This is a genomic window from Desulfoplanes formicivorans, assembly GCF_001748225.1.
Lineage (GTDB): Bacteria > Desulfobacterota > Desulfovibrionia > Desulfovibrionales > Desulfomicrobiaceae > Desulfoplanes > Desulfoplanes formicivorans.
This window is the reverse complement of record NZ_BDFE01000008.1, coordinates 38,444-50,800: the sequence shown is the minus strand read 5'-3', so window position 1 is coordinate 50,800 and position 12,357 is coordinate 38,444. Positions and strand designations below refer to the sequence as shown.

The window sequence follows — 12,357 nt, the reverse complement described above, 5'->3', positions numbered from 1 at the left end:
AAACCACCAACCTATCTCAATCATGTGGGGTTCGGGGGTGCTTCGTCTTTGACAAGGGCTCGAACAGATAGAGAATTTCATTCGGTGCAACAAAATTGAACTCAGCCCGGGCCATGCGTTCCACATAGGCCGGGCTTTTCTTGATCAACCGAATTTCTTCACTTAAGGCCATATTCCTGGTGGAAACCGTTTCGATTTGGGCCGCCAAACGATCATGTGTCTGTTTGAGACGCACATACTCCATCCATCCCTTGCTCCCACAAGTCAGTTGCACCGCCAAAGCAATGTCGAGCAGAGCAAAACAACAGAAAAGAACACGCATCCAAGTCATGACACCTCTTTATTGCACGCGAAAAACAGATCCGATCTTTTTGCGCAGGGATAACGGCATCTCGAGCTCACGAAGAAAATCAGCTGTAGCCCGTTCGATGCGCAGCACATCAGCCTCCTTCAAATCCCAGGTATGGGTATGGTTGATAAGGCCCTTGATTTCGTTCAATTCCTCGAGAAGATTGTCTGCCAGCCCGGCCCTATCAAGATCAGACTCCAGGTCCAGGATGGTCTGCAGGCAATTGTACACCCGTGCACGCAATCCACTCACGTTGGAAACGCTCATCAGTCCGACGACTCCATCTCTCTTGCCAATCTCCACGGCAAGAGAAGCAGTTCGTGTTCCTTGAGACACGATGCCAACAAATCCTCTTTACGATCTCCATCCCTGAGGGCCAAACAGGCGTTGACGCCACGGACAAACGCCTGGTCGGACCGGAGACTGTCCACCCCTTCTCCCAGCATGATCACGTTGCGCTGTCTGCGTTCAAGCCCACGCCAGGCATGAATGACCTCCCAAAGGGGTTCACTGTCATCGCCTTCCTGCACAAGGATAACATCGTGGTGCTGCAATTTCAGCTTGAGCCGGGCAATGGCGGACGTTTCAGGGAGCACGCAATAATACCCCTTGCCGGCAAAAAAATTCCTGGCCCCACGCCGCCAGTCTTCATCCGCCACAAAAATCAGGGCGGCCTTGGTCCCGGGATGAATGGCATCGGGTTCGACAGAAGACAGCTCCCCCTGGCCGTTATCCGTCAGGAACGGGTCGACCTGAACCCGATCCCGGCAATACGGGCACACAAAGGAAAAGGGCCCGTCAGGCACCTTTTCCTTCGGGATGGTGATCACCTTGCTGCACGAAGAACATTGTACATCCATGAGCGGATCGCTCCTCTTCCCTTGCATGATGGGGCTACGGGACACACGGTAAAACGGGTGGGAATCCGATTCTGCCTACCAGTTTTGTCCGTATTCGGTATCAAGTTCAAGCCCCTTGATGGTCGTGACCGTTTCTCCCCGTTCCGCCTTGATTCTGTCGAGCATCTGCCCCAGTCGGGATTTATCAGACCCTGAAAGCAGGGCAACCTCCTCGTCAATGAGTCCCTGTTCGTACAGCTTGGCGAGGTATTGATCAAAGGTGACCATCCCAAAGGTCCCACCCTGTTCCAGAATGGAATAAAAGGTCTTGTCCTCTGTTTCCCCGTTGGTGATCACATCCTTGATCCGCAGCGTGTTTCTCAAAATCTCGAACGCGGCCACACGTCCTCCGCCCTTTTTGGGCAGTAACCGCTGGGAAACAACGTATTTCAGACTCGCGCACAATCGGGATCGAACCAGCCGCTCTTCGGAAAGATCGAACATGCCGATGATCCTGTTGAGGGTTTGTCCCGCATCACTGGTATGCAATGTACCCAGGACCAGATGACCCGTTTCGGCCGCCTCAAGGGCGATCTGCACGGTCTCCCTGTCACGAATTTCACCAACCAGAATGACCTTGGGGGCCTGGCGCAGGGCAGCGCGCAGCCCCGAAGCAAAGCTGTCGAAATCAACACCCAGTTCCCGCTGATTGACCGTGCCCTTTTTGTGGGGGTGCACATATTCCACAGGATCTTCAAGGGTAATGATATGTTTGGGAAAATTTTCGTTGATCGTATTGATAAGCGCTGCCAGGGACGTTGACTTGCCGGTACCGGTGCCACCAGTGACCAGAATCAACCCGTATTGTTCCCGGGCCATGTGCTCAAAAATCGCGGGCAGGCCCAACTCTTCCACGGTCGGCACCCTCATGGACAGCTTGCGCATGACAACGGCCAGAGAACCGCGCTGGCCAAGCACATTGACGCGAAACCGAAATCGCCCGGGCAGCTCGTAGGACAGATCGCAGGCCCCTGTTTTCACCTGTTCCCGAAACAGGCGCATGTTCGAACCCATCAGGCACATGGCCACGGATTCAACCTGAAAGGGCTTGAGGGGCCCCAGATCCGGAGTGGTAACGGCATCGATCAGCTCACCGTGCACCTCGGTCTGAATGGCCTTGCCCACCGTGAAAATGATGTCCGAGGTATCTGGTGCGTGGGCCATGATCTGACCCACCAGGTGATCGAGCTGGGAGCGTTGCATGGGGTATTCCCTCTACATTTCCGTGACATCCAGGGGTGGTTCAGCCAAAAGATCCCTGAATTTCGACTTGTTGACGGCCTGGTTATAGGCATCCAGGGGATCAATGATCTGGGCCTCGACCAATTTCATGATGGCGTCGTCCAAAGCCTGCATCCCGAATTTTCTCCCGGTTTCAATGACGGAATTGATCTGAAAATTCTTGTTCTCGCGAATGAGATTGCGCACGGCTGGTGTGGCGATCAGGATTTCCAGGGCCGCCACCCGTCCGGGCATATCAATCCGCTTGAACAGGGTCTGGGCGACAACAGCCCTCAGGGAATCGGCCAGACCGGAACGGATCTGGCCCTGCAGTTCGCCGGGAAAGACCTCGATGATACGGTCAATGGTCTTGGAAGCCGAAATGGTGTGCAGGGTTCCAAAGACAAGATGGCCAGTTTCGGCCGCTTCAAGGGCGAGCTGGATGGTTTCCAGATCGCGCATTTCGCCCACGAGGATGACATCGGGATCTTCGCGCAGGGCACCGCGCAAGGCAGCCTGAAAACTCTTGGTGTCCCGGCCTACTTCCCGCTGATTGATAAGGCAGTTGATGGGTTCATGCACGAACTCGATGGGATCTTCAATGGTCAGGATGTGATCCCTGCGGCTTTTGTTCACGTAATCGATGATCGCTGCCAGAGTGGTTGACTTTCCGCTTCCCGTCGGTCCCGTGACCAGAACGAGCCCCTTGGGAAGCATGGCCAGGCTGCGCAGGATCTCCGGCAGGTTGAGGTCTTCAATGGTCAAAATTTTCTGGGGGATCTCCCTGAACACAGCGCCCACGCCCCGGCGCTGCAAAAAGAAATTGGCCCTGTATCGTGCGATGTGAGGCACTTCATAGGAAAAATCGATGTCCCCTGTTTCCTCGAACTGCTTGATCTTGGCCTCGGGACAAATTTCATAGAGCATGGCCTTGAGTTCCTCATGCTCCATAACCTTGTATTTGATCCGCTGCATGTCACCACGCAATCGGATGATCGGTTGCGATCCCGAGGAAAGATGGAGATCCGAAGCACCGAGATTGTGCATCATCTCGAAAAAGGCATCTATCTGGGCCATGCAATGCTCCTTGTCTGGAAAAAATCAGCGGTCAGTCCATGGGTAGTATATTATTCCATCCAGACCTTGTAGAAATTGCGCAGGTAGTTCGCCCCCGAAAGGATGGTCAGAACAAGGGCAATATACAGGATGAACGTACCCAGGGGAACCGGATCAAAACCGAACCATGGATAGTGGAGGATGAGGGGCCCCAGGGCAAACATCTGGACCAGTGTCTTGGATTTGCCCAGCATGTCCGCGGCAATGACCTTGCCCTGATCAGCGGCAATGGCCCGAAGCCCGGTGACGATAATCTCCCGGCTGATGATGACAATGGCGATCCAGGCCGGCAACCAGTGCAGCTCCGTGAGCATGACCAATACCGCGGCAATGAGGATCTTGTCGGCAATGGGATCCATGAACTTGCCCACGTTGGTCACCAGATTATATTTGCGGGCCACCATCCCGTCCACGTAATCGGTCAGGCAAGCTGCCACAAACAGCAACAGGGCCATCAGGCAACTGATCTTGCCGGGAAAATAGAGGATGAGAACGATCAGGGGGACCGCACAGATCCGGGCCAGTGTCAGGATATTGGCAGCATTGAACATGGTTGACTTCCTGAAACAGCTTAAGGTTGGCGCATCAAGGAGGACAAGGGGACCATCAACGTGCAGGTACCCGCAGGAAAGTGTTTTTGTGACATCCGGGCATGGTTCAGGTCACCAGCATCAACGCGTAACCGCCTCGAATATCCTACTTTCGCTGTTTGCCGGGCTTGAGCTGGGCGTACTTCTCCAAAACATCCCGCACGTATTTCCTGGTCTCGGGAAAGGGGGGCACCCCTTTGTACTTGTCCACCTGGCCAGGTCCTGCATTGTACGCGGCCAGGGCAAGACGGGTATCTCCGAAACGGTCGAGCAGACGCTTGAAATACCGTATACCGGCCTCCACATTGGCCGCCGGATCAAACGGAGCCGTGAGCCCGAGCTCCTGTTGGGTCTTGGGCATGATCTGCATGACGCCCTGAGCACCGGCACGGGACACGGCCATGCAATCATAGCGGGATTCCACATGGGCCAGGGCCTGGATCAGATTTTCATCCACCCCGTACTGGGCCGCGTATTTCCTGATCAGCCTTTTGATGCGTTCCTTGGCCTCACCCGTGGCATTTCCCCAGAAGACAAAGGGCTTGTAATGACGGGTCAGGGGGAGATCCGTGAAATGAAGAACGCCGTCGGGTCCTTCGTAATAGTAAATGACGCCGGCCCTTGGCCCCTCCCCATGTGTCAGGATCACCAGGGTGGCCAGAACGACGAGGATCAGTTTCATGGCATCTCCCAAACCCCGCGCCCAGATCACTTGTGGACGGACGACACCGATTCAAAACACTCAGCAGCACGGGAACTGATGGTATCGGCAAGGGCGAGAAAGGCCTTCTTGGCAGGCACATCCTCATCAAGGAAGACCACGGGCTTGCCCAGATCACCGGCCACCACGGTTGCCGGATCAAGAGGAATGGCTCCCAGGAAATCGAGGCCGTACCTGTCAGCCAGCTCCTTGCCGCCGCCTTTTTTGAACAGGTCGATCTGTTTTTGGCAGTACGGACAAATCAGGCCGCTCATGTTCTCCACCACTCCAAGGATGTTGGCCTGGGCATATTGCAGGAAATTGATCGCCTTGCGTACATCGGCCAAGGATATCTCCTGGGGAGTGGTCACGACCACACTCAAGGCCTCGGGAACGGTCTTCAAAACAGTCATGGGCTCGTCACCTGTTCCCGGAGGCGAATCAATAACCAGAAAATCAAGCTCTCCCCACTCCACGTCGGCAATGAACTGCCGGATGGCGTTGGTTTTCATGGGTCCCCGCCAGAGCACGGCCTGGTCCGGGTCCTTGAGCAGCGATTCCATGGATATGACCGAAAGATTCTCATTATACTGCTTGGGCTTGAGGATGCTCCCCCGGTCAATGTCCAAAAGCCCCTTGATCCCCAAGAGGTGGGGCACACTCGGGCCATGGATGTCCACGTCCAGAAGCCCGACACGAAATCCACGGGAAGACAGGGCTGCGGCCAGGTTGGTCGCCAGGGAACTCTTGCCGACCCCACCCTTGCCGCTCATGATGAACAGTTTGTGACGAATCTTGGAAAGGGTCGAGGAGATCATCTGATCCTGGATCATCTTGGAAGCGTTGGCGCTCCCGCCTCCCTTGCCCGCACTGGGACATGTACCTTGCTCGGCCATTATATGCTTCTCCTGCATGCATGTTTGTATGTTCGATACAAGACCATCCGCGACCTCATCAGCCGCTGATGGTCTCAGACATATTTCAAAACCACAAATCCCAAAATAACGAGGATCAAGGTCACTGTCACCACCAGATTGAACCGCTTTTCCAGAAAGGTCCGGGCGGCTTCCCCAAAAGAACGGATAAGAACGGCAATGACAAAAAAACGTATTCCCCGGCTGATGGCCGAGGCAAGGATAAAAACGGGCCAATTGATGTGAAAGGCTCCGGCGGTGAGGGTACAGAGTTTGTAAGGAATGGGGGTAAGCCCGGCAATGCTCACGGCCCAGGCGCTGTAGGTGTCATACCATACCTGAATCCGGGTGTATTGTTCCTCGAGCCCGTAAAAGCGGATAATGGGATTGCCCACGGCTTCCATGAAATAATACCCGATGCCGTATCCGATCACCCCTCCGGCCAGAGAAAAAAGCAGACAGATCCAGGCCAGCCGAAACACCTTGTCCCGGGCGGCAAGGCCCATGGGAAGCAGCAGAAGATCCGGAGGAACCGGGAAAAAGATGGCCTCGGTAAAGGAAACAGCCATAAGCACACGTTCGGCACCCTTTCGGGCAGCTACCTCCCAAAGCCGGTCGAGCATCTTGTGCATCATCTTCATCTGCAACCCGATTTACCAGCCATGGGTTCCCACCAGATCCACAAAAGCGGCTGAGCCACAATCCTTGCTGGTCACCCGCCCGTCTGCCTTGCAAACCCGTACCATGCGCTGTTTGCGTTTTTCCTCCCCCACCGGCAGAACCATGCACCCGGGATCAGCCAATTGCCTTACCAGGGGCAGGGGGATCTCCGGACCGCCTGCCGTAACGATAATCCGATCAAAAGGAGCCAGTTCGGGCCAGCCGGTTGTTCCGTCGTCCAGCTTGCAATGAATGTTATAGCAATGCATGAACAAAAGACGCTTGCGCGCGGCCACAAAAAGGGGCTTGATCCTCTCCACCGTGTACACCATGGCACCCAGGCGCTCCAGAATCGCAGCCTGATAGCCCGACCCGGTGCCGATTTCCAAGATCTTCATGCCGGGCTCTACGTGCAGCAGACTGGTCATCCTGGCTACGGTATACGGATGGGATATGGTCTGGCCGTGGCCGATGGGCACGGCATGGTCCTCGTAAGACTGAGCCTGCAAGGCCTCTTCCACAAAAAGATGTCTCGGGACCTCCCACATGGCCCGCAGAACATGCTCATCCGTGATGCCCCGGGCCACAAGCTGGTCCCTGATCATCCGTTCCCGGTTTCTCCTGTAGTCGGTCCCAGCGACCATCTTGCGCATGGCGTGTGTTTTCACCGTGATACACAATCCTTTTCAAGCATACTTCGTGCCCGTGGCTGGGCAGAACGTCCTGACAATCGTACGACAACGCACTGCAAACCAGATTTCCCCCTGCAAGTCAATCAGACACGCGGCCACGTAATGGCGCAAGGCCCTTGCCCCAAGGGGAATTTTAGACCATAGTCAAGGCTCGGAATAATCACCCTTGTCAGCCATCAGCCTCAGGAGGATTCATGCTCAAGGTCAAGGACGTCATGTCCACGGAAATCATCACCCTCAAGCCGGAAGATACCCTCAAGACGGCCCGGGGCATCATGCACCTGGCACGCATTCGACACGTGCCCATCGTGGATCACGAAAAACGATTCTGCGGACTGATCACCCACCGGGATATACTTTTGGCAACCGTTTCCAAGCTGGCAGGAATCGACCGGGAAACCCAGCAGGAAATCGACGCAGGCATTCCCATCAAGGAAGTAATGCGCAAGGACGCCCAATGGATCTCCGAGGAAACGGACATCACCCGGGCAGCCGAGATCCTGCTCAAGAACAAGTACGGCTGCCTGCCGGTTGTCAGAAAGGAACATCTCGTGGGCATTATCACTGAAGCGGATTTCATCATGCTGGCCATTCAGCTCCTGAACACCCGGGAACCTGACCAGCAGACCGCCAGCGCATGAGGATCTCCCACCTAGCGGTGGCCGCCACAACCCTGCCCGATCAGAGCAAAAAAACGCCGGCCATGCCCAAAAAGACAAAAAACCCCATGCTGTCGGTAAGGGTGGTCAGAAAAATGCTTGAGGCCTGAGCCGGATCACGTCCCAGTTCCTTGAGAATAAGGGGGATGGAGGCCCCGGCAATGGCCCCGAGCAGCATGTCGAAAAGCAGGGCCAGCGCCATGACCGCAGCAAGACCCGGGCGCTGAAAAACCAGAATGATACCGAAAAAAGTGGCCAAACCGATGATCAATCCGTTGACCAGCCCTATCTTGGCCTCCCGGGCAACGGCGATCCACACCTTTTTGCGGTCGAACCGCTCCATGGCCAGCTGGCGGATCATGACCGCCAGGGACTGCTGTCCGGTATTGCCGGCCTGATTGGCTACAATGGGCATGAGTACCGCCAGGATGGCCATCTGTTCGATGGAACCCTCAAAAAGGTGAACCACCCATGCGGAAACAGCCGAATTGAGCAGATTCACGAACAGCCAGGGCATGCGCATCTTCAGGGAATAGCCCCAGGGGGAATCAATGGTTTCATCCCCACCGGCACCAACCATCTGCTGCATGTCCTCACTGGCCTCTTCCTGGATGATGTCAATGACATCGTCGACCGTAACAGTGCCCAAAATGCGCTGACCATGATCCACAACCGGCAGGGCCAGAAAATTGTACCGGGCAATGAGCTTGGCCACTTCCTCCTTGTCCGTATCAAACGGTACGGCAATGAGGTTTTGTTCCACCAGCAATTCCTTGAGTTTCTTGCCCCCCGGACTGATCATGATATCCCGCAGGGAAAGAACCCCCTTGAGATGGCGGTACTGGTCAACCATGTAGGCGTAATAGGGGATTTCCGAATCCTCCACCTGACTTCGGATCACGGTAATGGCCTGGTCTGCGGTGAGATTCTCGTCAAGAACCAGAATCTCCGTGTTCATGACCCCGCCGGCAGAATCGGGGTCATACATGAGCAGAGATTTGATCTCGGCAGCGTCTTCCTGATCAAGCTCCCGGAAAATGGCCTTGCGGATGTCAGGCTCAAGTTCGGCCACGGTGTCAGCGGCATCGTCCGGCGACATGAGGGTCAGGATATCCGCTGCCAACTTGGGGGGAAGCTGGGTCATCAGGGGAATGCGGTCATGGGAATCCATTTCGGCGATGGATTCGGCCGCATCTTCCAGGGGAAGCCCGCGGACCATGACCACCTGTTCCTCAAGGGGCAGGTTTTCCAAATGATCGGCTGCATCGGCTGGATGCAGCTGGTCAAAAAAATCATCCTGCATGGTTTCCGGCTCGTTCTCGGAATGATAATCGGTCATATCAGTCCAGTCCTTGCATGACGAAGGTTGCGTGGCCGCGCCATGTACGGCACGACAATACCCACCAGGCACGACAGAAGACCATGAATGCGACACATGCGTGCACGATCAAGAATCCACGCATGTGCCCCTGGTTCTCCCGCATCAGAGTACCTCGAACACCTCCTCCAGCCCGGCCTTTTCCCGGGCACCTTCGATGCCTTCAGCCGAACCGAGGACGGAAACAAATCCCCTTTGAACACATTTGGCAAGCACTTCACCAAAGGCCCGAAAATGGCTCTTGTCCGTAGCCAGGATCTGATCCCGAATGGTCTGGCGTTCCTCATCCGTCACCTTGGTCAGAAAACGAATCATGGACGAAAACCCCTGGGCATCGGGCAGCTGATACTGATCCATCCCGCCAATGGCTCCGATGACTCCCTTGTCGATCTCGGCCTGATCCAGATCCGCCGTGGCCAGAAAATCAGCGCATTTGTCAAAGGCCTCCAGGGTGGAAAGGATATTCGGATCCCTGTAGGAACCAAAGGTCATCAACCCGGACTGACGATCAAATCCGCAAAATCCGCCATAGGCACCGCCAAGCACGCGCACCTGTTCCCAGAGCCATGAGGTACGCAGGTACTTGGTGATCACGTTCACCGAACCATGATATTCGTATCCTCCGGCGTACAAATCCGTCCCCTTTGCCACGTAGTTGACCATGGCCGGCATGATCAGTCCCTCGTTGGCCTGGGAGCAGACCGGCAGCCAGGTATTTCTGCTCAGCCCCCGCTCGGGCATTTTCTGCAGAAACGTTTCCACGTGCCCTTTGACATCCTTCCAGATGGAAGCCGAGGTCGTCACGTTCACAACCATGGAGGCAGCATCCACCAGGGCGAATTGGATTTCCCGCAGACTGCCAAGCACCGTTTCCCAGTCGGTATCAATCTTGTCCAGGAGGAACCGGAGGAAGAAGAGATAGCTGATCCCCCCCATCTGTTCCCGTGCCCAGTCCGCCTCGTTGAACCGGGAACAGACACGCAGGGTTGCAAACGCGTGTCCTGAGGGAACCAGAGACCGTTCCAGCCCGGCCTTTTCTTCGGTGACGATCTGCCGAAACCGTTCCTTGTCGTCCAGCTTGACCCGCAACAGGGCATCCCGGGCAATATCCATGAGGTCCTTGACATTGCCTGCCATGGCCTTGCCGCGCAGTATCAACTTGCAGAACCCGTCTCGCTCACCCAGAACCGATGCCGTGAAAGGAGCCGCCCCGATACCCCCGGTCTTGCGCCTGATCCGTTTGCCAAACTGCACGTAATCTTCGGTATCTGTACCCATTTCAAACAGAGCCCGGCCGAACAGGGGAATGTAGGGAAGATATTTCTGCACCATGTGGTGCAGGTCCAGGACCAGGTCCGTATAGACAATCCCGCTGGTTTCCAGATCATGGAACAGGACCCGGGTCGAATACATGGACTCCTCGACAAGGGGAATGGTCTTGATGCCGGGCTCAAGCTCGCTTTTGGTTAAAACGGGAATGGTCGCCAGGTCTTCGGGCGCATCAGGCCGGGCCTGAAGCTCCTTGAGCTTTGCCGTGCCGGCAATGACGTCTTGCAGATCCTCGGGCGTCATATCCTTTTTCACATCGGCCAGCCGCTTGCTTTCCCTGGCCTCGAGAATCGCGCCGAGTTCCCTGTCCGGTTCGAGAACCACCTGCACAAGATGGGGGTTGTCCAGAAAATAAGAGGTAATGAGATTCTCGAAAAGTTTCTCTCCCTTGGCGAGGGATTCCTTGATGGAAGTCAGAACCGACTCGAAACCGACCAGTTCCAGGGGATCGCCATCGTACAGCCAGGTGGACAAGCTGCGGAGCATGACCAGCAGCCCTCTGGGGTATGACCCTGTATTGTTTTCGCGCAGGGCAAATTCAATGGTGTTGATCCCTGCCTCGATCAGGTCTTCCCCTATTCCCTGGTCACGAATATCCCTGAGGGTGTTCATGACGAGCTCCCTGACCCGGGAGGCATCCCTGGGGTCGATCCCCTTGAGACCGGTGGAAAAGACCATCTGCCGAAGCTCGTCCTCCAGCCCGAACCCGGCCAGGTCTTCTCCCAGTCCTGAGTCGATCAGGGCCTTGCGCAGGGGAGACCCGGGCATGCCCACCAGAATATATTCCAGGATACGCAGGGAAAGATTTTCCCGGGCATGGGTGGTCTCGCACAACAGCCAGTTCAGGGTGGTCATGCCCTTGTCCTGGCCTTCACCTGCGGCAAAGGCATGACGACGGATATCCCCCAGTTTTTTGATCGGCTGCAGGGGTATGGACGAGGTTACCTTTTTGGCGGAGAAATCGTCCAGATACGTCCCGAGAATCTCAAGACGTTTATCGGGATCGTCATTGCCGTAAAAATAGATCCACGCATTGGACGGATGGTAGTAGGTGGCATGAAAATCCCTGAAAGCCTCATAGGTCAGCTCGGGAATGTGCTCGGGATGGCCTCCGGATTCCAGGGCGTACAGGGTGTCGGGAAATACCGCATGTTGCGAGTACTCGCCAAGCAGGCTGTCCGGCGAGGAATAGACCCCCTTCATCTCGTTGAAGACCACACCCTTGTACCCCAGAGGATCGTCGGGATGCTCAAGCTCGTAATGCCACCCTTCCTGCTGGAAAATTTCAGGAGTTATCCGCGGATACAAGACCGCATCCAGATACACGTCTATGAGATTATAGAAATCCTGGACGTTTTGGCTGGCCACGGGATAGCATGTTTTGTCCGGAAAGGTCATGGCATTCAAAAAGGTCTGCAAAGATCCCTTGAGAAGTTCCACAAAGGGCTCCTTGACCGGATACTTGCGCGATCCGCACAGAACCGAGTGTTCCAGAATATGGGCAACCCCGGTGGAGTCCTTGGGAGGTGTCCTGAAGGTTATGCCGAAAACCTTGTTTTCATCGTCGTTGACAATGGAAAGCACCCGGGCACCGGTTTTTTCATGCTCGTATATGCTGGCAACAGCAGCTATTTCCTTGACAGTACGTTTTTCCTTGAGAACAAATCCATGGACCACGGTTGTATCCTCCTTATGGTCGGAACAATCCCGCTGGGAGCTGAAAAGAGTCTCAGCCTCATGGTTCCTGCGGCTTAAACGCGCAAGAAAAGGGGGGTATGTTCATCATTGCAAAATAGGCTCGCAAACCGGTTCTACCTTTCAAAATTCCCGGGAAATGGCAAGACCGAAGA

At 55.4% G+C, this 12,357-nt stretch carries 13 protein-coding genes; 1 reads left to right on the top strand and 12 read right to left on the bottom strand.

The window, feature by feature from the left end; genetic code table 11:
* Positions 1–16 precede the first annotated feature (16 nt).
* From DPF_RS02855 to DPF_RS02810, 10 genes are all read right to left on the bottom strand, one after another.
* Positions 17–331, bottom strand: a complete 315-nt coding sequence (locus DPF_RS02855; protein WP_069857364.1) for an FtsB family cell division protein — start codon at positions 329–331, stop codon at positions 17–19.
* A 9-nt stretch (positions 332–340) separates the two neighbouring features.
* Positions 341–616: a hypothetical protein gene (locus tag DPF_RS02850; protein ID WP_069857363.1), complete on the bottom strand. Its 276-nt coding sequence runs from the start codon at positions 614–616 to the stop codon at positions 341–343.
* Positions 616–1,209 (bottom strand): hypothetical protein, encoded by a 594-nt coding sequence (locus DPF_RS02845; protein WP_069857362.1) that lies wholly within the window; start codon positions 1,207–1,209, stop codon positions 616–618. Before DPF_RS02845 ends, DPF_RS02850 begins: the two co-directional genes overlap by 1 nt.
* 75 nt (positions 1,210–1,284) lie before the next feature.
* A complete protein-coding gene (locus DPF_RS02840; RefSeq protein ID WP_069857361.1) occupies positions 1,285–2,451 on the bottom strand; it encodes a type IV pilus twitching motility protein PilT in 1,167 nt (388 codons plus the stop codon).
* Positions 2,452–2,463: 12 nt separating this feature from the next.
* Entirely contained in the window at positions 2,464–3,546 is a 1,083-nt protein-coding gene (locus DPF_RS02835) for a type IV pilus twitching motility protein PilT (protein WP_069857360.1), read from the bottom strand.
* Positions 3,547–3,596: 50 nt separating this feature from the next.
* A complete protein-coding gene (pgsA, locus tag DPF_RS02830; RefSeq protein WP_069857359.1) occupies positions 3,597–4,136 on the bottom strand; it encodes a CDP-diacylglycerol--glycerol-3-phosphate 3-phosphatidyltransferase in 540 nt (179 codons plus the stop codon).
* 145 nt (positions 4,137–4,281) lie between these two features.
* A complete protein-coding gene (locus DPF_RS02825) occupies positions 4,282–4,857 on the bottom strand; it encodes a lytic transglycosylase domain-containing protein (RefSeq protein ID WP_069857358.1) in 576 nt (191 codons plus the stop codon).
* A 26-nt stretch (positions 4,858–4,883) separates the two neighbouring features.
* On the bottom strand, positions 4,884–5,771 hold the full coding sequence (locus tag DPF_RS02820; protein WP_069857357.1) for an Mrp/NBP35 family ATP-binding protein: 888 nt from the start codon (positions 5,769–5,771) through the stop codon (positions 4,884–4,886).
* 74 nt (positions 5,772–5,845) lie between these two features.
* The gene (locus DPF_RS02815; protein WP_069857546.1) at positions 5,846–6,424 is read right to left on the bottom strand and encodes a YqaA family protein; all 579 of its coding nucleotides are present in this window, start codon (positions 6,422–6,424) and stop codon (positions 5,846–5,848) included.
* An 18-nt stretch (positions 6,425–6,442) separates the two neighbouring features.
* Positions 6,443–7,102, bottom strand: a complete 660-nt coding sequence (locus DPF_RS02810; RefSeq protein WP_069857356.1) for a protein-L-isoaspartate(D-aspartate) O-methyltransferase — start codon at positions 7,100–7,102, stop codon at positions 6,443–6,445.
* A 233-nt stretch (positions 7,103–7,335) separates the two neighbouring features.
* On the opposite strand from DPF_RS02810, the gene DPF_RS02805 reads away from it, so the two are divergent.
* Positions 7,336–7,782, top strand: a complete 447-nt coding sequence (locus DPF_RS02805) for a CBS domain-containing protein (RefSeq protein WP_069857355.1) — start codon at positions 7,336–7,338, stop codon at positions 7,780–7,782.
* A 40-nt stretch (positions 7,783–7,822) separates the two neighbouring features.
* Here the strand turns inward: DPF_RS02805 and mgtE are convergent, their stop codons facing one another.
* On the bottom strand, positions 7,823–9,139 hold the full coding sequence (mgtE, locus tag DPF_RS02800) for a magnesium transporter (RefSeq protein ID WP_069857354.1): 1,317 nt from the start codon (positions 9,137–9,139) through the stop codon (positions 7,823–7,825).
* Positions 9,140–9,283: 144 nt separating this feature from the next.
* A complete protein-coding gene (locus DPF_RS02795) occupies positions 9,284–12,184 on the bottom strand; it encodes an insulinase family protein (RefSeq protein WP_069857353.1) in 2,901 nt (966 codons plus the stop codon).
* Between the last annotated feature and the right edge of the window lie 173 nt (positions 12,185–12,357).